This window comes from Sphingobacterium sp. SG20118 (genome assembly GCF_044740685.1).
In the GTDB taxonomy this organism is placed as follows: domain Bacteria; phylum Bacteroidota; class Bacteroidia; order Sphingobacteriales; family Sphingobacteriaceae; genus Sphingobacterium.
This window is the reverse complement of record NZ_CP172826.1, coordinates 2020899-2041050: the sequence shown is the minus strand read 5'-3', so window position 1 is coordinate 2041050 and position 20152 is coordinate 2020899. Positions and strand designations below refer to the sequence as shown.

Annotated in this window: 26 protein-coding genes and 2 pseudogenes; 12 read left to right on the top strand and 16 right to left on the bottom strand. The window is 35.4% G+C overall.

The genetic code is table 11. The annotated features are described in order from the left end of the window. Positions 1 to 7: 7 nt before the first annotated feature. Together ACFX5U_RS09530 and ACFX5U_RS09525 are read right to left on the bottom strand one after the other, a co-directional pair. Positions 8 to 247 (bottom strand): hypothetical protein, encoded by a 240-nt coding sequence (locus ACFX5U_RS09530; protein ID WP_400263270.1) that lies wholly within the window; start codon positions 245 to 247, stop codon positions 8 to 10. 31 nt (positions 248 to 278) lie between these two features. After that, entirely contained in the window at positions 279 to 512 is a 234-nt protein-coding gene (locus ACFX5U_RS09525) for a hypothetical protein (RefSeq protein ID WP_400263269.1), read from the bottom strand. A 999-nt stretch (positions 513 to 1511) separates the two neighbouring features. On the opposite strand from ACFX5U_RS09525, the gene ACFX5U_RS09520 reads away from it, so the two are divergent. Next, the gene (locus ACFX5U_RS09520) at positions 1512 to 1982 is read left to right on the top strand and encodes an immunoglobulin-like domain-containing protein (RefSeq protein ID WP_400263268.1); all 471 of its coding nucleotides are present in this window, start codon (positions 1512 to 1514) and stop codon (positions 1980 to 1982) included. A 150-nt stretch (positions 1983 to 2132) separates the two neighbouring features. On the opposite strand, the gene ACFX5U_RS09515 is transcribed toward ACFX5U_RS09520, so the two are convergent. Then, entirely contained in the window at positions 2133 to 2909 is a 777-nt protein-coding gene (locus tag ACFX5U_RS09515) for a hypothetical protein (RefSeq protein WP_400263267.1), read from the bottom strand. A gap of 219 nt (positions 2910 to 3128) precedes the next feature. Between ACFX5U_RS09515 and ACFX5U_RS09510 the strand changes: the two genes are divergently transcribed. From ACFX5U_RS09510 to ACFX5U_RS09500, 3 genes are all read left to right on the top strand, one after another. Then, positions 3129 to 3257 (top strand): hypothetical protein, encoded by a 129-nt coding sequence (locus tag ACFX5U_RS09510; protein WP_400263266.1) that lies wholly within the window; start codon positions 3129 to 3131, stop codon positions 3255 to 3257. A 163-nt stretch (positions 3258 to 3420) separates the two neighbouring features. After that, positions 3421 to 3597: a hypothetical protein gene (locus ACFX5U_RS09505; protein WP_400263265.1), complete on the top strand. Its 177-nt coding sequence runs from the start codon at positions 3421 to 3423 to the stop codon at positions 3595 to 3597. A 29-nt stretch (positions 3598 to 3626) separates the two neighbouring features. Next, positions 3627 to 4100, top strand: coding sequence for an ankyrin repeat domain-containing protein (locus tag ACFX5U_RS09500; RefSeq protein ID WP_400263264.1), 474 nt, complete (start codon positions 3627 to 3629; stop codon positions 4098 to 4100). A 69-nt stretch (positions 4101 to 4169) separates the two neighbouring features. On the opposite strand, the pseudogene ACFX5U_RS09495 reads toward ACFX5U_RS09500, so the two are convergent. The 3 genes and pseudogenes from ACFX5U_RS09495 to ACFX5U_RS09485 all read right to left on the bottom strand — a co-directional run bounded on the left by ACFX5U_RS09495 (position 4170) and on the right by ACFX5U_RS09485 (position 7410). Then, a pseudogene (locus ACFX5U_RS09495) lies at positions 4170 to 6360 on the bottom strand (catalase). Positions 6361 to 6379: 19 nt separating this feature from the next. Further along, positions 6380 to 6931, bottom strand: a complete 552-nt coding sequence (locus ACFX5U_RS09490) for a ferritin-like domain-containing protein (protein ID WP_400263263.1) — start codon at positions 6929 to 6931, stop codon at positions 6380 to 6382. Between the two features lie 14 nt (positions 6932 to 6945). Beyond that, positions 6946 to 7410 (bottom strand): PA2169 family four-helix-bundle protein, encoded by a 465-nt coding sequence (locus tag ACFX5U_RS09485; protein WP_400263262.1) that lies wholly within the window; start codon positions 7408 to 7410, stop codon positions 6946 to 6948. A gap of 544 nt (positions 7411 to 7954) precedes the next feature. Between ACFX5U_RS09485 and ACFX5U_RS09480 the strand changes: the two are divergent. Both ACFX5U_RS09480 and ACFX5U_RS09475 read left to right on the top strand, forming a co-directional pair. Further along, positions 7955 to 8149 (top strand): annotated as a pseudogene (locus ACFX5U_RS09480) (transposase); the annotation flags it as partial. 171 nt (positions 8150 to 8320) lie between these two features. Next, positions 8321 to 8794 (top strand): hypothetical protein, encoded by a 474-nt coding sequence (locus ACFX5U_RS09475; RefSeq protein ID WP_400263261.1) that lies wholly within the window; start codon positions 8321 to 8323, stop codon positions 8792 to 8794. A 90-nt stretch (positions 8795 to 8884) separates the two neighbouring features. On the opposite strand, the gene ACFX5U_RS09470 is transcribed toward ACFX5U_RS09475, so the two are convergent. After that, on the bottom strand, positions 8885 to 9010 hold the full coding sequence (locus ACFX5U_RS09470) for a hypothetical protein (protein ID WP_400263260.1): 126 nt from the start codon (positions 9008 to 9010) through the stop codon (positions 8885 to 8887). Between the two features lie 697 nt (positions 9011 to 9707). On the opposite strand from ACFX5U_RS09470, the gene ACFX5U_RS09465 reads away from it, so the two are divergent. From ACFX5U_RS09465 to ACFX5U_RS09450, 4 genes are all read left to right on the top strand, one after another. Further along, positions 9708 to 9950 carry a Rho termination factor N-terminal domain-containing protein gene (locus ACFX5U_RS09465; protein ID WP_400263259.1) on the top strand — a complete coding sequence of 81 codons (243 nt, stop codon included), beginning with the start codon at positions 9708 to 9710 and terminating at the stop codon, positions 9948 to 9950. A 54-nt stretch (positions 9951 to 10004) separates the two neighbouring features. Further along, on the top strand, positions 10005 to 10223 hold the full coding sequence (locus tag ACFX5U_RS09460) for a hypothetical protein (RefSeq protein WP_400263258.1): 219 nt from the start codon (positions 10005 to 10007) through the stop codon (positions 10221 to 10223). A 129-nt stretch (positions 10224 to 10352) separates the two neighbouring features. Beyond that, the gene (locus ACFX5U_RS09455; RefSeq protein WP_400263257.1) at positions 10353 to 11510 is read left to right on the top strand and encodes a zinc-dependent alcohol dehydrogenase; all 1158 of its coding nucleotides are present in this window, start codon (positions 10353 to 10355) and stop codon (positions 11508 to 11510) included. Between the two features lie 153 nt (positions 11511 to 11663). After that, positions 11664 to 11960 carry a hypothetical protein gene (locus tag ACFX5U_RS09450; RefSeq protein WP_280568379.1) on the top strand — a complete coding sequence of 99 codons (297 nt, stop codon included), beginning with the start codon at positions 11664 to 11666 and terminating at the stop codon, positions 11958 to 11960. Positions 11961 to 12051: 91 nt separating this feature from the next. On the opposite strand, the gene ACFX5U_RS09445 is transcribed toward ACFX5U_RS09450, so the two are convergent. Together ACFX5U_RS09445 and ACFX5U_RS09440 are read right to left on the bottom strand one after the other, a co-directional pair. Next, positions 12052 to 13764: an FAD/NAD(P)-binding protein gene (locus ACFX5U_RS09445; protein ID WP_400263256.1), complete on the bottom strand. Its 1713-nt coding sequence runs from the start codon at positions 13762 to 13764 to the stop codon at positions 12052 to 12054. Positions 13765 to 13930: 166 nt separating this feature from the next. Further along, positions 13931 to 14767, bottom strand: a complete 837-nt coding sequence (locus tag ACFX5U_RS09440; protein WP_400263255.1) for a helix-turn-helix domain-containing protein — start codon at positions 14765 to 14767, stop codon at positions 13931 to 13933. 101 nt (positions 14768 to 14868) lie between these two features. Between ACFX5U_RS09440 and ACFX5U_RS09435 the strand changes: the two genes are divergently transcribed. Both ACFX5U_RS09435 and ACFX5U_RS09430 read left to right on the top strand, forming a co-directional pair. Next, complete coding sequence (locus ACFX5U_RS09435; protein WP_400263254.1) at positions 14869 to 15888, top strand: MFS transporter; 1020 nt, start codon at positions 14869 to 14871, stop codon at positions 15886 to 15888. Then, positions 15881 to 16090: a hypothetical protein gene (locus ACFX5U_RS09430; protein WP_400263253.1), complete on the top strand. Its 210-nt coding sequence runs from the start codon at positions 15881 to 15883 to the stop codon at positions 16088 to 16090. Before ACFX5U_RS09435 ends, ACFX5U_RS09430 begins: the two co-directional genes overlap by 8 nt. A gap of 176 nt (positions 16091 to 16266) precedes the next feature. Here ACFX5U_RS09430 and ACFX5U_RS09425 read toward each other — a convergent pair whose 3' ends face one another. The 7 genes from ACFX5U_RS09425 to ACFX5U_RS09395 form a co-directional block, all read right to left on the bottom strand. Then, complete coding sequence (locus ACFX5U_RS09425; RefSeq protein ID WP_038698068.1) at positions 16267 to 16626, bottom strand: hypothetical protein; 360 nt, start codon at positions 16624 to 16626, stop codon at positions 16267 to 16269. Positions 16627 to 16812: 186 nt separating this feature from the next. Next, a complete protein-coding gene (locus ACFX5U_RS09420) occupies positions 16813 to 17061 on the bottom strand; it encodes a hypothetical protein (protein ID WP_400263252.1) in 249 nt (82 codons plus the stop codon). A 48-nt stretch (positions 17062 to 17109) separates the two neighbouring features. Beyond that, positions 17110 to 17634: a ferritin-like domain-containing protein gene (locus ACFX5U_RS09415; RefSeq protein WP_400263251.1), complete on the bottom strand. Its 525-nt coding sequence runs from the start codon at positions 17632 to 17634 to the stop codon at positions 17110 to 17112. Between the two features lie 288 nt (positions 17635 to 17922). Next, entirely contained in the window at positions 17923 to 18297 is a 375-nt protein-coding gene (locus tag ACFX5U_RS09410) for a PleD family two-component system response regulator (RefSeq protein ID WP_400263250.1), read from the bottom strand. Positions 18298 to 18360: 63 nt separating this feature from the next. Further along, complete coding sequence (locus ACFX5U_RS09405; RefSeq protein ID WP_400263249.1) at positions 18361 to 18936, bottom strand: chemotaxis protein CheB; 576 nt, start codon at positions 18934 to 18936, stop codon at positions 18361 to 18363. Positions 18937 to 18949: 13 nt separating this feature from the next. Beyond that, complete coding sequence (locus ACFX5U_RS09400) at positions 18950 to 19780, bottom strand: protein-glutamate O-methyltransferase CheR (protein WP_038698062.1); 831 nt, start codon at positions 19778 to 19780, stop codon at positions 18950 to 18952. Further along, positions 19781 to 20152 (bottom strand): response regulator, encoded by a 372-nt coding sequence (locus ACFX5U_RS09395; RefSeq protein ID WP_038698060.1) that lies wholly within the window; start codon positions 20150 to 20152, stop codon positions 19781 to 19783.

Below are 20152 nucleotides of genomic sequence, written 5' to 3'. Positions count from 1 at the left end.
CTACGCTCTAATCAACCAATCTTTTCTTGAGCAGCGCCAACTCTCCTGCTATCATATCTGGCCATCGGGCGAAGCCCTGCTTAATGATATGCTCGCCATCCGCTATCGTGAACAATTGGGAGATGCTAAAGGCAGACTCACGGATGCCTGCAATCTGCCTAAAGGATAGCTGTGCTCTGCTCTTACCTGCCTTTACAGCTGTAGGATGCTTGAGTATATATTCTTGGTGTATTTGCTTTAAATTCATCTTTCGTCGTTTTAAATTAATCGGTTATCAATCAGAAAACCCGTAGGAATTTTCCTTCTAACACTTCTTCGGGCACATCTAAGATCTGCTCGATAACTACGGTAGCAGAGTCCTTGTTGAACTCACCCATAAATGCCCATAGGTCATTTACTTTTGTCGGGACAAAATGCTGGACTACATCGTCCACACTGTTATCGGACTTCAGGATATTGTATCCCTTATGCTTTAAGTCCTTCAAGATTTCGATAGTCAATGGTACATTCATCGCATTTATTATTTATCTTTTTCGCCTATTGCCAACAGGTAGTTCTTTTTGATTGCTTTACTCCAAAGCTCACCTAGAGCCTACTGCCCTGTTTTGATTAACAATATTGAACAGATCGGGCACGCCAGAATGTTGAGCAACCAGTTGTCTTGGAGCATGCCCTCCCTGCTTCAATATCCAAAGATATATAATAAAACTAAATATATTAGTGTAATTTTACTATTATTTTTAGTTTAATTGATACTCAATAAGATTGTTTTTATTACGGCTGTTTCTGAGCTAGGTCCAATTTATCGTTAGAACTCTCTCCGTTGATATAAGTGTTGAAGTTTTAAGTCCACCATTTTAGCTATATTTATGGTAGAGAAATAGAAGAAATTTGAATAAATAAGGGCTTGAGTTCTATACATCTCTGTCAACAGGTTTGAAAAATAGCTAATGCCTTTTGCAGCCTTAACAAAATCAGCCAAAACATTTAAAAGGAGCAATAAATTTAAGAGAATTTACTAATGGATTTTACAGTAGAAATCAAAGACATGGTAGCAATGGTTATTTCTATCATATGTGGAGGAGCCATTAGCTTTGAACGGGAATACAAAAGGACTTACTTTAGAACGGATGGAAATTGTAAAAGAAAACGATCATTTAATTGTAAACTTCAAAGTATCAGGTAAAAAAAGATACTTATTAGAAATGAGCGAAACGCTTGCTACCCGAACAGAAATCTTAAGCTTCTCTTAATCCTACAAAAAGTTGATCGTTAATGCTAGATGGGGTCAAATATTTATCCCATTGCAATGTTTGTCACACTTATGATTAACACAACTAAATCTTTGATTATTCGCGGTCGCTAAGAGATAAAATCTGATTAAAAACGTTTAAATTTACCATGCCGGTGTAATGAAGTTTAGTGATTTAAATATAAAAGCTTTGCTATATCAAAAAAGCGCCACTTTTTTACCAATTAGGAGGCTATTAACCAGAAACCATAAAAATAGAATGATGAGAAATCTGATCCTACTTGTAATTTCGGCAACATTATTATTTAGTTGTAATCAAACTAACAAGCGAGAGCGGCAAACAACTAAGAAGGAACAAGTAAATGATAAAGAAGACAAGTCGATATCATTGTCTGTTGACCCCAAGGTTTTTATACTTTCTCAGATCCCTGATACTATAAAAGTAATAATAACCAATAATACCAATGATACAATTACAACAGGGTTACGTTATCAAATTGAAAATTATGAAGATAATGAGTGGAAAGAAATCTCACCCAAGGATATTCTGTTCCACGACCTTGGCTGGCGACTAAAACCTTCTGAGAGTGAAAATTTTAATATGAAATTATATAAGGACCAGATCAATTATAAGACAGGAAAATACAGAATCGTAAAATATTATTTGAACTCCGACTATCAAAAGACAAGAGAAAGCCATAATGTTTACGGACAGTTTGATATTAAATAAAATATTAATAACACAGCCCACCGACAAGCTAATCTAAACAGGGCCATTTTGAATAATTACATAAAAATTATTCAATGCAATTATTCATAAAATGCAAGCTAGCAAACATATTATAAGCTCTAAAAATTGAAAATAAGTTAAACTTAGTTCCTAAAAATCTTCTCCGAACCCTCGAAAGTTTTTTACACCATGAAGCAGACAATTTACAACTATTACTACTGCTGTAATAATTGCTACTAAAAAGACAGCACTACTAGCATCAACATTGGCAATCGCCACAGCTATTAAGGCCCATGATCCAACAATAGCATATTCTCTCATATTACGTTTCCAGGTCATAAAAACATTGAGAATTCCAGCTAATATAATCATAATAATAGTCCAAGTAACTGGAGAAATACTCCACCCATCCCACTGTATTTTAGTTAGATATGCCGCCACGTTGGCTATCAATGCTACAGATATCCAGCCAGAATAGATAGAAAATGGCCACCATACCAGTGCAACAATACGAAATGGAGGATTAGTCAATTCGGCTTTTACATTAACAATAATCTTAAGCAACGACATGAGTAATAAAACCATTAATATAACTGAAGTACCAATGAATTCGTTCAACCAAGCAAATATCCAGAGACAATTCAAAACGCACGAAATTATAAACCAAACATTTACTTGACCGATGATTTTGCATTCTCTTTTTCTTTTCAAAATGACAAATGAATAAATAACAAAACCAATCAAGAATAAATAAATTAAACCCCACACAGAAAAAGCGTATGAAGCTGGAGTAAAAAGATTGTGATTTTCATTGGAAACAATTTTCATTGTTTTTCCGTTTATAAAACCGGTATTTGATAAATAATTAATAATTATTGTCATTATCAAAGCCATAAGATTCAGGATAGCCAAAGTTTTATTTCTCATCGTTTTATAATTTTTACCAAAATACTGTTCGATAACAATTTCATTCAGCTTTCGGTTATAAAGAAAAAGCTAAAAATTAATTAGATTACGCATTAACGTTCCAATATCAAAAGAAGAGCCAAATTCTTATATTCAAAAATAACTAACAACAATAGTATTAAAGAATGAAAGATTTTGAACCCCTATAGATTTAGCGAATCATTAAATATATAAGAAATTATGATAGGTAACCACGATAACTACCCAACTTCTTATCAAGATCAACCGATAAATATTCAAAAGAAGGCTGCTGAAATTGCAAATGCATTGCTAGAGAAGGGAGGCCTGAATGTGTCGCTTTTGTCATAGATCTTAAATTGGCACGATAATATTTCAAAAAAAGAAGAACAGCATAATTTACTCAAACTCAGATAATCATGAGCAAAATACTACTTCTTAAAGTTGTTTTATTTTTTAAATAAAAAACTATCTCTTATTCACGTTGTTCTTTATATAAACAAAAAGATCGCGTATGCCTTGGTATAATGGAGATTTCCCAATTTCTTATAAAAATCAGCCAATAATAGTTCGAGATAAAGCTATAGAAATCGCAAATGCTTTACTGCGAGAAGGAACAACGGAAGCTGTTGCTATAGCTACCGGACTGAAACTTGCAAAAGAATACTTCAAAAAAAAGAAAAACCAGTAAATAAAAAGTTAAACTAAATAAAATTACATATGACTCAGGATGCTAAAGTAATCATTCATGCCGCTAGAGTTGGCAATATTGAAGTCTTACAAGAACTCATTCGCCAACAAGCAGATATTAACATTAAAGATGAGAAAGGTTATACTCCGCTCATCATTGCATGTTATAATAATCAATATGAAGCCGTTCAATTGCTATTAAATTCAGGTGCGCATATTGATGCGCAGGATAACGGGGGAAACAGCGCACTCATGGGTGTAGCATTTAAAGGATACAAAAATATTGTAGAACTATTGATCAATAATGGCGCTAGTCTCGATCTTCAGCATGGAAATGGAGGTACTGCTCTTATGTTTGCAGCTATGTTTGGAAGAAACGATATTCTACAGGTCTTATTAGAAAGTGGTGCTAATAAAAGCATCCTGGATACACGAGGATTGTCAGTTCTAGATTTGGCCGCCCAACAAGGAAACGACGTAGCACTAAGGATCTTGCAAGATTAAAAACTAAAAAAAAATCAAAAGAAAATACCCAGCATAGCTGGGTATTTTCTTTTATAAGCATGAAAGTCATTATGCTGGTACTAATCTTGGTTTTTCACGGTTCCAAAAACGATGCTGTGCTATCGCTTTCACAAATAATGCCGCAAGAGTCAAACCATCCTCACTCATAACAATACCTTCTGTCAAAACAGATTCTTCAGAAAAATCTTCCGGCAGCTTTTTAAAGAAATAAGTTGCTTCGAGGACCTGTAAAGCTTGAGTATCCGCTGCAATAGCTTTACAATGTTTAAAAGCTTCATTTAAAAAGTGAATCGCGTTAGCTTCTGCTTCCAATGTAGCTACACTATTGGTTCCACCCGGTACATATACAGCATCATATAATACCGATGCCGCGGTCAAAAAGCTTTCATCTACTGCTATTAAGGTATCATCTGAAGCAACAATGACCCCCAGCTTAGGTGCTATGATATGCACGACCCCTCCTGCGGCAACAATAGTTTCTTTCACGGTGTTTAGTGATTGTGCGTCGAAGCCGTCAGCAGCAAGTATAGCAATTTTTCTACTCACTATACTCTCTTTCGCCGTATCTGCCATACTTAAAGCGGCTGACTTCTTCACCACCCCCTCAACTTGCTCTGGTTGATAATCTGCTGGATTTCCGTCTGCTGGAATACTTCGGTTAATAGGTTGTTCCAATTCTGCAGGCACTTTTAGACCGAGCTGAAAAGCGACTTCAGCAGCCAGTCCCTTATCGACAAGCGATAAGATACCAATCATTCGTTCGCGAACAGCAATCGTTTTAACTTTACCAAGCTCAAAGCAAAAAGCATCTACAATATGGTTTTTCTCTGGCTGCGATTGACTGAAGAAAAACAGTCGTGCCTGACTAAAATGATCAAAGAAACTTTTACTTCTACTTCTTACTTTTTTCGCATCGATGCGTTCTTCATAAGAAACAAAACCCCCATCGGCTTCTTTCACCTGCTGTGGGTCATTATTTCCTATTGAATTAGGACCATAACTCACCTTACCTTTATTAATAGTTTGTCTCATAAAACCATTCCTTTGGTTATTATGGATTGGCACGATTGGGCGATTAATCGGGATTTCATGAAAGTTGGGTCCACCCAAACGTATCAATTGGGTATCTGTATACGAAAACAATCGACCTTGCAATAAAGGATCGTTTGTAAAGTCTATCCCAGGTACAACATTTCCAACATGGAAAGCCACCTGCTCAGTTTCAGCAAAGAAATTATCTGGATTACGATTCAGCGTCATCTTTCCAATCCGTTGTACTGGGACCTGTTCCTCCGGAATAATCTTTGTTGGATCTAATAAATCTATTCCAAACTTAAACTCATCTTGTTCTGCAACAATCTGGACACCTAATTCCCATTCTGGGAAAGCTCCACTTTCAATTGCTTCCCAAAGATCTCTTCTATGGAAATCTGGATCTTTTCCAGAGATGTTTTGTGCTTCATCCCAGGCTACAGAGTGTACTCCTAATAAAGGCTTCCAGTGGAATTTAACAAAATTTGCTTCACCTTTATTATTAATGAAGCGAAATGTATGCACGCCAAACCCCTCCATCATCCGAAAACTTCGGGGTATAGCTCGGTCACTCATCAACCACATGATCATGTGGGTAGATTCGGGCATTAATGAAATAAAGTCCCAGAATGTGTCATGAGCAGATGCTGCTTGAGGAATTTCATTATCAGGCTCAGGTTTTACAGCGTGAACAAGATCTGGAAATTTCATGGCATCTTGGATAAAAAATACAGGCATATTGTTTCCCACCAAGTCGAAATTTCCTTGTTGCGTATAGAATTTAACGGCAAAACCTCGTACATCTCTAGCTAAATCAGTAGATCCCTTAGAAACCAGCTACGGTAGAGAAACGTACAAATACTGGAGTTTCGACTTCGGTATCATTTAAAAATCCAGCTTTAGTTAGGCTTTCCAGCGGTTCATATAATTTAAATACACCATGAGCGCCCGACCCCCGAGCGTGAACTACACGCTCTGGAATCCTTTCGTGGTCAAAGTGTGTCAGCTTTTCTCTTAAAATAAAATCTTCAAGTAAGGTAGCACCTCGCTCACCAGCTACCAACGAATTCTGATCATCATTGATAGCTAAACCATGATCTGTCGTCATCAACTTGCCCGTCGCATCCGTAGTATGCGGGGCAAGAGATTTAATTTTATCATTTTCTGCAGGACCTGCAGGTTTATCCTGAATATCTTTTTTTTTCATCATCATGTAATTAAATAATTTATGATTCTTCCGCAGCAGTATAATTCACATCATCTTCAGCAACTTCTGTCAAAAGCGTATCGGCAGCCTTCTCTTCGTCAAGAGTTTGTTCTAGTAACGCGGCTACATCTGTTAATCCCAAGGTTACGGACAGTTGGTGTAATCCTCCATAACTTGCAATTTCGTAATGTTCTACTTTTTGAGAAGCCAATATAATACCAACATCTCGCGTAGCTGTTCCCGCTATTGTACTTTCTATGATCTCCTCTCCCTCCTTAGCTAAACCTTCCATTGCATTACATTTTTTGGCAATAGCTTCTTTGCCCAACAATTGGAATATGTTTTCCAGACGACTCACATGACCTTCAGTTTCTTTCAAATGATTTGTTATTGCTTTAACTAAAGCCGGAGAAGTGGCGGCTTTTATCATTTTTGGCAATGTTTTTACCAAATGATTTTCTGCCCAATACAGGTCCATAATTCCGTCGAGAAAAAGCTCGTTTAATGCGGGCTCTGAAGTAATGGAGGATTTAGTCTTAAATTTTGGCGTAGTTCCAGTTTCCTTTTTCATAATATTTATGTTTACTAGGATGCATTATCGCGCACAATTTTAATTTCATTATGCGCTTCAGATTGTTGACTCAATTGATCTAACAATTTATTACATACTTCCGTTGATAAATGATTAACATCATCTTCAAGGGTTTTTTTATAGGTTTCTTTAAACGCGTCTTCACCTTTTTCACAACTCTCTAACAAGCTCTTTCTGTCGTTTCCTGCAATGTTTACTTTTATACTCATCCACATTCTAAAAAGCTTACCACTTAACATGGTTTCATCCGTGGGTTGCTCCCCTTCGCGTAGCACATATGGCGTTAGTTCATCAATGAAACGTTCAGATTGCAAGATATTATTTGCAAACATGTGACGTAACGTGTCTAGGCCCAAACCATGAGCAAGATCTAAAGCTGTTTTATAACCAGCAATGCGATCATTGTTAATTTTTATTAAGTCATTGATGATTTCGGGATTATTTAAATTGTTTTCCATAATGATTTGTTTATTTGATTTACCAATTTATAAAGAAAGAACATACCAATGAATCGGTTAGTTCACTATAGAATTCATTTCGGGTATTAACACATTAAGACCGTATTAACCACGTGTTAGCAACATATTTACTTTAAGCAGGAGAACTCAAAGAAAAAATGCAAAAATATTAAAGCTTTTTTAAAATATTAAAAAAGGTCTCAGCAAAATTAGCGAAGACCTATATTTTGTATTTATCCACTTTACATCGACAATAATCCTAAATAAAATCTAATCTATTAACTTTGTTCATTTAACTTATATACAGCCAAACCATCGTAGCCGGACAGGTTAGTAAAATTCCATCTGGAGCATAACGAGCTCCATGACAGGGACAATTCCAACTTTTTTTTAGTGCTATTCCACAACACAACCAGCATGCTTACATAATGGATTTACTGCAGATAATATTCCTTCATCATCCTTATAAAGACCTATATCACGTTAATTATAATGAATAATTTTTCCTTCCCCTTGAAAAGATAGAAATAAGTAATGCTTCGGCCGGTTTACCGAAGCTCATACCGTCTTTGCAATCAAGCAGTCTGAGACGGGTACCCGGGTGGAGGAAATCTGCTGCAAGATGGGTATCAGCGAAGCGACATGCTACAATTGGAAGAAGAAATACGATGGCCTAGGAGTCTCAGAACTCCGAAAATTATGCCAGCTTGAAGAAGATATTGCTCCGCTGAAGAAGCTTAGGGTAAGATTATATCCATACTTGATATAAGTGAAATAAAATCATTTCTGCCCCCTCCACTAACTATCTTTCAATTCATTTGTTCATATAAAAGAAAGTTGAAAACCAAAATTAAAATTATCTAAAAAAATTGAATTACTAATTTTATGATAAACAATTAATCATATTTTAATGGAAGATAAAATAAACATGGAAACCCGTATTATCAAATATAATACACAGTATGGCTTTATCGAAAATCCTACTGCTTTTAGTTTTAATGCCAATCCGCACAGATTGATTATTCGAAACTATGCCCTGAGAACAAAGGAAAGAAATATTTATCAGCGTTATTTGAAAGATTTTCATCCTGAGCATGAAGGAGAAGAAATACGGAATTTTGACCATGATTTAATATTCATAAAGCATCTCGATAGTCATGATATGGGACTGTGGCTAGTAGAGAATGAGGTGAAAATCCTCCAATCTGATATTGATTTTAGGGATAAAGATGCTATATTTACTGTCAAAAAAATACGGGATGAATCTGTCGATATCCATCTTATCGATGATGATGACTTTATCTTAAATAAAGTCTCACCTGTTGAACTGCTAAAAGTCCATGAAACTTTTTGGATAGACACTCAAATTAGAGTTTTATTATAAAAAGAGCTAGCATAGTACACTGCCCCCAATAAGTGTATAACTTTTGGGGGCTTCTTCACTCCCCAATCGATTTAATATATCTTATAGTATTTATACTATAGTTTTTTCAATCTCTTCGATGGAAATACCAGTAGCTTGAGCAATTTTCACTTTATCAACTCCTACTTCAATCATCAGGCGAGCTGAATGGCATGCTTGCTCATGAGTTTCTTCCAATATCGTTTGAAGTTCAAGAATGTTTCAAGTGTCGGTGCAATCACATTTCTGTAGTTGTCAGTGTGCCAAAATTCTATTAATTGTCCTTTTTGCTCAGTAAAAATTCCTTTCAAGTCGTAGCATTATCGTCAACGGATGTGTAGATTTACGAAGGTAGCGATCTTACTGTAATTCTTCCTATTTAAAATTAGTAATTCAATCCCGAATTCTCTACTTCTAAATATTCCAGTTTTTAGAAAGGAGGTCATTGAGCATAGGTATTTCCATTGCATAAAACGTTATTTCATGTGTCATACCCCACACGTTGTTAATGCTTATTTGATAAAATAAAATACGTATTTCAAGTCTTCATCTTAAATCGAAAAATAACTACCTTATGAAGTGAAAATGTATTTTAATGAAAAATGACTATGATTTTTAATACTGTATTTTATACCTATTATACTTTTAAAAGCCATTTATAGTATTCTCCCTTTGGAACTATTGTATCACATTATATGTTATAAGATTATCAAGTTATAGAAATAACTTATTTAAGGAAATGATTGGGAAAAGACAATTTTAAATGTCTTTTCCAAGGAAAAAAGACAACAAAATGAATCTTTTTGCAAATCTATTAAGATATGGTTATTGTGAAATAGAAGATGTAGAGCAGGAAACCTTTATAAAGACACCATAACAATAAAATTTTATCAATATGGAAAAATCAACAAACGGTCATAGCGAACATAAAGCGCAAGATCAAAGTAAAGGGAAAGTAAAACAAGGTAGTACTATCGGAAAGAAAACTACAAATAGTGATTCAAAAAAAGATTCGAGCAATCGCAAGGAAAAAACTAAAGCAGAATTGTTAGAAATGGCAAAACGCGCAGGAGTAACAAGTCGGCATTCTATGACTAAAGATGAATTAATAAAAGCTATAGATAAAAAAATCGATTAGCAAGATATACTCTCAAACGATAATGAAGATTCGTTAAATTAAATAAATACAATCATGAAAAAATTGAAATTCTTTTTCGGTGCTTTAATGAGTTTAATACTAGCATCAGCCTGTGGTAACAATCAGAACAATAGTAACAATCCAAATGATAGAGATAGTTTCTCGACAGATACTACGATCCAAACAGATACTGGTATACAAGATACAAGTATGATACAGTATCGAGACTCCAATTCAACAGAAACCAATGGAGTAATTCCTCCCACTTCATAAAATGATTAATTGTTTACTATAGCAAGCAATCAACATGAAGAATAATGATACATAGCTGGAGTTTTTAGAAATAAACGTACTAATCTGGCTATATCTAAAAAATTTATTGATTCAATAATACTAAAAAATATGAGAGCAGCTGTCTTCCATAAACCAGGTGACATCAGAGTTGATAATGTACCTGACCCAAAAATCCTTGACCCCAGAGATGTTATTCTCAAGGTTACCTCAACAGCCATATGTGGCTCGGACCTTCATATCCTGAGTGGCGCAGTTCCTCAGAAAGAGCCGCTTATTATGGGGCATGAATTCATGGGAATAGTTGAAGAAGTAGGCTCTGCAATAACCAATCTCAAACGCGGCGACCGTGTTGTTGTTCCATTCCCGATTTCCTGTGGACAATGTTTCTTCTGTAAACATGAGGCTTCGCCTGCATGCGAAAACTCTAATTTTAAGCACTACGGTCCAAACGGGGACATAATGGATCAAAAAGGTGGCGCTCTATTTGGCTATACCGATCTATATGGAGGCTATTCCGGAGGACAAGCTGAATATGTACGGGTCCCTTATGCTGATATAAGCCCACGCACCGTCCCAGAGCATCTTTCTGATGAGCAGGCTCTTTTTCTTACCGATATATTTCCTACAGGGTGGTCGGCCATAGATTGGGCTCAAATGAAAGGCGGTGAAACGGTAGCCATCTTCGGGTCAGGTCCAGTGGGACTAATGGCTCAAAAAGCAGCCTGGATTAACGGAGCGGCCCGAGTAATAGCAATCGACCCGTTAAATTATAGGCTCCAAAAGGCAAGGGCAGTAAACAATGTGGATACACTCAATCCGAATGAAGTCGATGTTGTAGAAGCTATAAGAGAAATGACCGGCGGTAGAGGTGCTGACGTTTGTGTGGATGCGGTGGGCTTTGAACCGGAACGTAGTTTTATGGATAAAATAAAGGCTACTGTAAATTTTGAAATGGGTTCAATGAAGGTACTTGACTTATGCTTTGAGGCAGTAAGAAGGATGGGTACGGTATCCATCATGGGCGTATATGGTTCGACCTATGACAACTTCCCTCTTCATCGGATCTTTGATAAGGGTATTACGATAAAACAGGGACAGGCTCCTGTACTGAATTACATTGACAAACTTATAGGATTGGTTAATGATGGGAAGGTTGTACTCGATGACATTATCACCCATACATTATCACTGGATGATGCGACACATGGATACAAAATCTTTGATGAGAAAGAGGATGATTGCGTGAAGGTTGTTCTTAAACCATAGTAAGATTTATTACTCTAGCTTAAAAAGAGGGCGGAGACTACCGACCACGGACGGGGAGCAAACCACTTTCTTTTATTGCATATAGTATTAACATAATTTTACAACTATTAAAAACTAAAGTTGAAGGCCAACTGTTATTTCTAAAACTACGCTATGATACAGATGAAAATTTCCGAAGATGCTATTATCCCAATTGATTACGATTCAAATGAATTGTCAGATTTTGTTAAAGAATTGAGACCTGTTGTATTTATGGAAGGCGATAGCTTCTGTTGTCTGCTAGGACCAAATCAACAAGAAGGTATATTTGGGTGTGGAGACTCTTCAGATGAGGCTATTCAAGACTGGGAAAATACTTTAAAGAAAAGATTAGAGAAAGCGAAAGACGATGATGAGATCGCAAATTATGTGAAGGATTCATTAAATGCTTCCAACCGAAAGGTATGGTAATGGTCAGAGAAAACTCACTTTAATTTATCGAAAAATTACAAATCTCTAGAAATTCACATGTACTTTTACTATGTTTTATGAGAATACGAATTTAATTGTTCTTTATAAACTTTACAATTCTCTCACTTGCTGTATCGCAAAAGTCAAGTCCGGAATAATCCGGATTCAGACCACCAATGAATGGCACTGCCATAATAAATAAATTTTTAGTCGCATTTCCAAAGAAGTCAAGTGCTTGAAAATAGTCATTTATACTTAAACCCTTTACCTGCATATAGAAACCTTGGTTACTATCTTTCTTTACATTTAGGCCTTTTTCGCTAAAATATTTTAGCCCTTCCTCTCTACTCCTGAAATTTAGATATCCTGTACTGATCAATCCATTATTTTTAAGTCCTTCAAATGGCAAATCGTTAAATTCCAGGGGCTGTTGTCCGGTTCCATCAATATATAGTTGGTAATGTAGATCATGTTTCTTCCCTCCCGTATCAATATAACGATAGATTGCACCTCCATCTTTATGGGGATCAACATGGCTTTCTTTGTCAACTTTAATATGATCAATTACACCAGCTTCATATAAAGCAATAATCTCTTTGTACGATTCCTGTGGCAAAGACGCAATGATAACACTGATAAGAGGCATTAAAACTTTGCGTAATCTGAGCATATCTTCTGCTGAAAAGTGTTTGGCAGGATAATTCATAGCATAGCTAAAGGCAGATAATATTTCTTTCCAGGATATAGACTGTCTCCTGTTAATGGATTTTTTCGCCTCTAAATATTCCGCTCTAAAAAGAGTAAAACTGTCGAGCTCTTTTCTAATCGTCAACATTTCTTCTACAAACTCCTCAATCGTCATATCTTTTATCTTCTCATAGCATGCTGGGTCTCTTTCCTTAAGTGGGCATTTGAAATTTCTATTAAAAACGTAATCGAGCTCAACAAAACCATTATTTTTCTCCTTATAATCATATATCTCTTCCAGTGTCATTGACCAGGAAACTTCGTATGGTTCTTCTTCTGAATGAAATCTCAATGCAGGAAGATAGCCTCCAGTTGAAAATAAATGTATAGAAAAGTTTTCGGAACCTTCATTCAGAACATAGCTGATTTTATCATCTTCATGGATATAACGACCATTCAAACGTGACAAGGTTTTGACGGCATCCACAGCAGTAAGAGAGGTTCCTTTAATAGCGACGGGGAAATTTGTCGGTTGATTAAATTTTGATGGTGGATAAGGAGAATCATACCATCCTTTTGTTTGTCCCTCAAAAGTTATCGGCCAATGATGCCCTGTGCATAACACAACGATTTCGGCTTCATATTCTTTATCATCTGTAATAACCACTGTGTAGTTTTCTTTTTCACTGTCATATACGAGGTCAACAACAGCAGATTCTGTAAAAACATTTACCTTTATCTTATGTTTTACGGCCAACTTAATATATTCGTGAAATTGGTTTTCGAGATAATTTCCCAAAAGGAGTCTTGGTAAAACCTGATCTGGATTGAATTCGCCATTTAAATAGTAATCTGGAAAATCATCAATTGGATATCTGGATAAATAGGTAGGAATATCGGAAATTAATGTTGGTATTTCATTAGCAGAAACGTTAGCGAGATGTTCATTGCACGCCCCATATTTACCATAGGGCATACCAACTCCCAACCGCTCATTTTTTTCAAAAATATAGATACTTTCAACCGAAAGATTTTGGTTGACAATCTCCTTTAACATAAATAAAGCCGCGGGCCCACCACCTATTAGTGCAATCGATCTTGATTTTTGATTTTCCATAAAAATTGCTGGATTATAACTTAAAATAATACTCAAAATTCATACCCTTCTTGCTGTTTTTTCGATTTTTGAGACAAAAATATTAAATGACATCTTTGATTAAAATATACTAGCGGTATTTTAGTAGTTTGATATATATTGGTGTAGTTTCACTTTATCAAAATTTTTATTTATTTTTAAAAAGCAACATTTTAAACGATGACATATTCATACCTCGCTGCTTTTTGAAAAATTTATTTATATGACTCTCATCAACAAAACCAAATTCCTCGGCTATCTCACCAACTCTTTTATCACTATATTTTAAACGATGTTCAATGAGACGTAGCCTATAATCGTTGATATATTTTTGAAAATTAATACCACAATTTTTTTTAAAGTATGTGCTGAAATAATTGGGTGTGATCTGCAACGAAGAACAAATTTGTTGTATAGTTAGTTTTTTAGGATAATGAATATTTTCTTCAATATAATTTAAAACATCTTCGATTTTATTTTCGGTATTTTCTGAAAAGCCAGCAGGTTTCATATTAGAGAGAGATCTGGCAACAATAAAAATAAGAGAATCAATATATGACATATTTAACTCTCTATAATAAAGAGATTTATCTTTCAGGTTTGAAATCAGCTCATTAACAAAAAAAACTACAAGTTGACTGTCATTTTCAGAAAAATTTATTTTCCCAGAAGTTTGTGATGAATTGAAAAGTAATCGGTCTAGATCTTTAATTGACTTCCATGGATAGTGAATAATTGTATTGATATGAAACTGCATGATTAAAAACTCGACCCTTTCAGTCATTTTGAACTGATGTCCTTTATCAGGGGTAGATACCATAAAATACCCAGCCTTAAATGCGTACGCATTGCCATTATAATAATGGTCACCGCTACCTGAAATAACGTAAATAAAATTAAAAAAATTAACAGAGACATCCTTAAACGAATTTTCTGCACTAAGTAAATAAGCTTCTATCGGTCTATATTTAACATTATTTATCATATTGTAAAAGTACCGAAAAAGAACATGAATGTACCTAATTAGCTATTATCTACATCCTAATTTTGTCCCACTCTTTATATCTAGAATAATTTCAATAATAAATGGAACAAAATACAACTCTTCACACTAAAAAAAATAATACAATAGCTAATCAGGTAACGAAAAAAAAATCCGACTTTCCTCTTTTTCAACTACTAATTCTTAATATGGTTGGTTTTGTCGCTGTTATGACGGAAACAATGCCAGCTGGTCTGTTGCCATTAATGGCCAGAGATCTAAATATTTCTGCTGGAGCAGCCGGACAATTTATTTCCATTTTCGCTCTTGGTTCAGTCGTAGCTGGTGTTCCTATAATCTCTGCTACCGCACATTGGCCAAGAAAAAAAGTGCTACTATTCGCAATTTTTGGATATCTAGTATTTAATGCCGCAACATCCTCAACGACAAACTATTATATCATGTTATTGACCAGGTTTTGTGGTGGTATGGCTGCAGGCGTAGCTTGGGGACTATTAGTAGGTTACGCAAAGAGGCTTGTTAGCCCACAGCAAACGGGAAAAGCAATAGCGCTGGTTAGCTCGAGCATCCCACTAGCACTAGCTATGGGCGTTCCATTTGCGACTTGGCTAGGCTTACATTTTGGGTGGTATGGTGCATTTTGGCTTGTTACAGCAGTAACAGCTGTACTATTAGTGGCGATAGTCTTCTTTATTGAGGATTTTCCTGGTTCTACGAAAGCAAAGAAAAGGGAAAGTTCCTTTAAAATCTTTAAGAACAAAGAAATAAGTAAAATCTTTCTCATCTTATTTTTATGGATGGTAACGCATTATTCGCTTTATACCTACTTAGGTTATTATCTACGTCAATATGATTTAGAATCAAATTTAGATATCTTTATGTTAATCTTTGGATTTTCGGCACTATTGGGTGTTCTAATTATAGGTATTCTAGTGGATAGATTTTTAAATAAATTAATCTTTATTTGTCTTACACTATACATAATAGCCTCTATATTTTTGCTCCTGGGTATTTACTCATCTCTATTTATTTATTTCGGTATCATCTTATGGGGCATTTCTTTTGGGGGAGTTTCCGACATTACTTCAAAAAAGATTGGCTGATGAATCACAAGAAAATTCCGATGTCGCACAATCCATGTATGCTACAATCTTTAATTCAGCAATTGCAGGAGGTGCATTTATAGGTGCAATAATTCTAAATATCTTTGGTCCTTTAATGTTAGCAGCAGCAATTACTTTAATGGGGATAATCAAGTTTTTAATAACTTACGCCGATATAAAAAATGAATACAAAGAGATCTAATCAATTATTATTATCAGATAGCCCCGTATATTCTTCCATATCTTAAAGACCTCCCGCAAAGTATGGACCGTTTGAATTTCCTTCAAAACAGACCTCACGCTCAGTCAGATACGTTAGTTATAAGTAAACATTGGATACCTGTGATAAGCAATAATACCAACATAAGTAGCTTATCGCTACTCTTTATGTTGGTATTCTTTATATCTTTGTTCAAATTCTTCGAGAGAATATACTTTTATTATATCAAAATGAAACTGGTCATCTTCTTGATATATAAACTTATAAGCGCAGCTCAAAAGCCCTAAATTCCTATTGCGATTTCTATCGAATATAGCGACATGAAATCGTGTCAATAATTCATATTTCATCTGCGGAAAGTTGATATTGCGGCAGATAAATCTCTGAAAAGCAAAATTATTCAATTCTGTAAGGAATTTTATGGTTTGAACTGAATCAATTTCACCGACATATGCTAAAGTTTCATATATATTGTTGTTTCCTTCATTGAGGAGTTCGCGTTCTATATTATCATTCATCTCTACAATTATTAAGATTATAAGCAAATGATATCAAAGGTTTAATAAGCTTCTTTTATAAAGAAAATCATTTTTACTTTTGAAATCCAATTTTATAAATTAGCATCCTAAGTCCCCTATTTTTGTATACTTCGTAATCACAAAATTCTATCGGTTCCACTCTATTTATTGATTATTTATTTTTCACTATTTTTCTTTAGGTTCGATTTTCTCTTTTGGAAAGGTATCTGGCTCTGGCATATGATTTAATTGTTCGACTTGTGGATCTACTCCAGCTTCGCCGTCCCCTTCCTGTTTCTTATTTCTTTTATCAATAATAGAAGTAATAGTCTTCTTTTTTTTAGGTTGTTGTTTCTTATTAACAATACCTACTTTTGAGTTTTCATTTTTAGTCGCCATGAGTTTCAAATTATGTTTCCAAAAAGCAACTGCCATCTTTTAATTAAAAGATGACAGTGGCATATATGATAATTAGAAGAGTTTTTAATCCGCCGATTGGCCGACATTGGCCTCGCTCATAGCAATTTCGGTCAATAAAACATCCGTTTCCTTTTCTTCTTCTAAGGTAGAAGCCAAAAGTCCTTCAGCTTCGCTATGCTCCATCAATCTAGCATATGTTACTAAACAGCCATAACTCGCAATTTCATAATGTTCAACTTTTTGGGCTGCAGCAATCAGTGCGGCATCTAATACTTCAGGACTATCTTGGAATTCCTCCAAAATTTCATCTGCCTCATTCAAAAGTCCTTCCATTGCCTTACACTTTTTACCCCTAGCAGTCATGTCTAAACTTGAAAAAACTGATTTCAAACGCTCAATATGCCCTTCGGTTTGTTCATAGTGTGTTTCGAATGCATTTTTTAGTGTATCGCTGTTTGCAGCAGCAGATAGTTTTTTAAGCCCTTTGAGAAGCTGCTTTTCCGCTCCTAGAATATCTTTCAATTCGTCTACAAATAATTCGTGGAGATGAGCGTTAGGCATATTGCCTTCTTTATTTTTTCTAGCCATGATATATAAGTTTTAAAATTATCTATCTATAGAACGTCCAGTTGTGCTATTAGTTTCCACAACCAATCATAATGCGTATTAATATGAAACACCAGGTAAAAACTCTTATTTTATATATGCATTTAACATGGTCAGGAAACAAATACCAAGAGGTAAATGCTAGACTTAAACCTCTAAAAAACTGATTGCATGTGATATCTAAAAAAAATGATTCTGAATAATCAATATCTTCTTTCTAAGAATTTGAGTTGCGACGTCAGTTTCCAATAATTATAAAACATTTTTTGGTTAATGCATTTCAGTGTCCAACATAAGCTTTACCTGGTTCTCCAAGTCATCCAAATTAAATGGCTTTTCAAGATAGCTGTCTGCTCCTGCTTCTTCTGCAAGTAGATGAATATCACTATTTGCTGAAACATAGATGACTGGTATGTGCTTAAAATCAGGGTGATTTTTCACAAGTTGAGTGGCCTTTATACCTCCAATTTCTGGAATCCAATTGTCCATTAAAATAAGGTCTGGAAGGATTTCTGTTACTTTTTCGATAATATCGTGCGAAGTCTGGGAGGTTGCTACTTGATATCCAGAACTTTCCAAAATAATCGTGCATACCTCTAAAATATTTACATCGTCGTCAAAGAGTAATATCTTTTTATTTCCCATAGTAATCAGTGTAATAGTAATGTTGATAAGACGCTAATATAATAAAATAGTAGGGATAAATTGTCAGCGGTAAGTACTCAATCCGTTGATAAAAGCCGCAATTTCTTCAGGCTTTAATATAAAATCAACAGCTACATTCAAAGCAGCCTGCTTTGGCATATAATCAATTTCGGCTGTTATAGGATCCTGAATAACAACCAACCCGCGATAGTTTTTAATCTGTTGTAAACCCTTTACTCCGTCTGCATTTGCACCCGATAAAAGCAGTGCGATTGTATTTTCTTTATAAATCTCAGCTGCAGATCGGAAAGTAATATCAATAGAAGGACGTGAGAAATTAATCTTTTCCGAAAAATCTAACGAAACGAGCGTCTCGTTTTCAAAGAGAATATGATAATCAGGTGGAACTATATAGATACACCCCGGCATGATTGTCTCCTTATCTTCTACCTCGATCACCTCCATTACTGTACTATTCGCCAATAATTTGGTCAATACAGAATCCGGATGAGGCTTACGATGGACAATAATGACAATTGGAAATGGCAAACCTAACTCCAAATTTGGCAATACCTCCAATAATACTTTCAGACATCCTGCAGATCCTCCAATCACCAATATACGCCTATTCTTTACCATAGCTCTAGGAGTATTAGATGACTTTATTTTTTCGCCAAATTCGCGACTGACCGATTGGTCTGTACTGTTGTTCTAAATTGGAAAAACGAATCGTTTCTTTCGACCCCAAGGCTAAATAACCAAATGTATCAAGACTTACATCAAATAGATTAAAAACATTATTTTGTAATTCTTTATCAAAATAAATGAGCACATTGCGACAAAGGATGAGTTGAAAGGCATTGAAAGAAGAATCGGACACTAAATTGTGTGTTGAAAAAACCATCTTTTCCTTTAAGTCACCATGAAATTTTACGGAGTCGTAATTTGCTGTATAATACTTTGAAAAGTCTTCTATTCCACCTGAAAGTCTATAATTTTCTGAATACTGTTGCATCTGGCTAATCGGAAAGATTCCCTTACTTGCGCGCTCTAATACCCCTGGATTGATATCCGTAGCATAAATCAATGATTTATGATACAATTTAGCTTCTTTCAGTAAAATTGCGATCGAGTAGGCCTCCTCTCCGGTAGAGCATCCAGCCACCCAAATCCGTATAAATGGATACGTACCTAATCTCGGAAATACTTCCTCACGCAAAGACTTATAAAAATTAGGGTCGCGAAACATCTCCGTAACATTGACCGTAATCTCTTCAACGAACCGCTGTAAATATTCTGGTTGGTTCAATACAGTATAACGTAACTCAGCAAAACTGGTGAATTTATCAATAAGGCAGAGCCTGTTTAAGCGTCTCTTCAATGAAGCCTTACTATATTGTGTAAAGTCATACCCATATCGATCGGCGACATCCGTCAAGAGAAGGTCGATCTCTTCATTTTTGATTATATTCGGTTCCCACATCTAACAAGCTTGTTCAATTATCATGACTAATTTGTCTAAATCTATGGGTTTGGAAACATATTCACGTGCCCCTGCTTCAATACACTTTTCCCGGTCGCCCTGCATGGCTTGTGCCGTGACAGCAATCACAGGCGTATTACCGAAAATACTCGAAGTTTTTATCTCCCGAATGGCTTCATAACCATCCATATCGGGCATCATCATGTCCATGAGTACAATGTCAATATCCCTATTGGAAGCCAATATGGCAAGTCCCTCTCTAGCACTGCTACTCGCGAGCGCTTGATATCCCCTCGACTTTAGCGCCAGCCGCAATGCAAAGATGTTACGATTGTCATCATCAATAACCAATATAACCTTAGCTTGTTTCAT

What these genes read in the sequence shown, in the direction of transcription:
- ACFX5U_RS09530 (WP_400263270.1), bottom strand. Translation starts at nt 247, where the DNA reads ATGAATTTAAAGCAAATACACCAAGAATATATACTCAAGCATCCTACA.
- ACFX5U_RS09525 (WP_400263269.1), bottom strand. Translation starts at nt 512, where the DNA reads ATGAATGTACCATTGACTATCGAAATCTTGAAGGACTTAAAGCATAAG.
- ACFX5U_RS09520 (WP_400263268.1), top strand. Translation starts at nt 1,512, where the DNA reads ATGATGAGAAATCTGATCCTACTTGTAATTTCGGCAACATTATTATTT.
- ACFX5U_RS09515 (WP_400263267.1), bottom strand. Translation starts at nt 2,909, where the DNA reads ATGAGAAATAAAACTTTGGCTATCCTGAATCTTATGGCTTTGATAATG.
- ACFX5U_RS09510 (WP_400263266.1), top strand. Translation starts at nt 3,129, where the DNA reads ATGATAGGTAACCACGATAACTACCCAACTTCTTATCAAGATCAACCG.
- ACFX5U_RS09505 (WP_400263265.1), top strand. Translation starts at nt 3,421, where the DNA reads ATGCCTTGGTATAATGGAGATTTCCCAATTTCTTATAAAAATCAGCCA.
- ACFX5U_RS09500 (WP_400263264.1), top strand. Translation starts at nt 3,627, where the DNA reads ATGACTCAGGATGCTAAAGTAATCATTCATGCCGCTAGAGTTGGCAAT.
- ACFX5U_RS09490 (WP_400263263.1), bottom strand. Translation starts at nt 6,931, where the DNA reads ATGAAAAAGGAAACTGGAACTACGCCAAAATTTAAGACTAAATCCTCC.
- ACFX5U_RS09485 (WP_400263262.1), bottom strand. Translation starts at nt 7,410, where the DNA reads ATGGAAAACAATTTAAATAATCCCGAAATCATCAATGACTTAATAAAA.
- ACFX5U_RS09475 (WP_400263261.1), top strand. Translation starts at nt 8,321, where the DNA reads ATGGAAGATAAAATAAACATGGAAACCCGTATTATCAAATATAATACA.
- ACFX5U_RS09465 (WP_400263259.1), top strand. Translation starts at nt 9,708, where the DNA reads ATGGAAAAATCAACAAACGGTCATAGCGAACATAAAGCGCAAGATCAA.
- ACFX5U_RS09460 (WP_400263258.1), top strand. Translation starts at nt 10,005, where the DNA reads ATGAAAAAATTGAAATTCTTTTTCGGTGCTTTAATGAGTTTAATACTA.
- ACFX5U_RS09455 (WP_400263257.1), top strand. Translation starts at nt 10,353, where the DNA reads ATGAGAGCAGCTGTCTTCCATAAACCAGGTGACATCAGAGTTGATAAT.
- ACFX5U_RS09450 (WP_280568379.1), top strand. Translation starts at nt 11,664, where the DNA reads ATGATACAGATGAAAATTTCCGAAGATGCTATTATCCCAATTGATTAC.
- ACFX5U_RS09445 (WP_400263256.1), bottom strand. Translation starts at nt 13,764, where the DNA reads ATGGAAAATCAAAAATCAAGATCGATTGCACTAATAGGTGGTGGGCCC.
- ACFX5U_RS09440 (WP_400263255.1), bottom strand. Translation starts at nt 14,767, where the DNA reads ATGATAAATAATGTTAAATATAGACCGATAGAAGCTTATTTACTTAGT.
- ACFX5U_RS09435 (WP_400263254.1), top strand. Translation starts at nt 14,869, where the DNA reads ATGGAACAAAATACAACTCTTCACACTAAAAAAAATAATACAATAGCT.
- ACFX5U_RS09425 (WP_038698068.1), bottom strand. Translation starts at nt 16,626, where the DNA reads ATGAATGATAATATAGAACGCGAACTCCTCAATGAAGGAAACAACAAT.
- ACFX5U_RS09420 (WP_400263252.1), bottom strand. Translation starts at nt 17,061, where the DNA reads ATGGCAGTTGCTTTTTGGAAACATAATTTGAAACTCATGGCGACTAAA.
- ACFX5U_RS09415 (WP_400263251.1), bottom strand. Translation starts at nt 17,634, where the DNA reads ATGGCTAGAAAAAATAAAGAAGGCAATATGCCTAACGCTCATCTCCAC.
- ACFX5U_RS09410 (WP_400263250.1), bottom strand. Translation starts at nt 18,297, where the DNA reads ATGGGAAATAAAAAGATATTACTCTTTGACGACGATGTAAATATTTTA.
- ACFX5U_RS09405 (WP_400263249.1), bottom strand. Translation starts at nt 18,936, where the DNA reads ATGGTAAAGAATAGGCGTATATTGGTGATTGGAGGATCTGCAGGATGT.
- ACFX5U_RS09400 (WP_038698062.1), bottom strand. Translation starts at nt 19,780, where the DNA reads ATGTGGGAACCGAATATAATCAAAAATGAAGAGATCGACCTTCTCTTG.
- ACFX5U_RS09395 (WP_038698060.1), bottom strand. Translation starts at nt 20,152, where the DNA reads ATGAAACAAGCTAAGGTTATATTGGTTATTGATGATGACAATCGTAAC.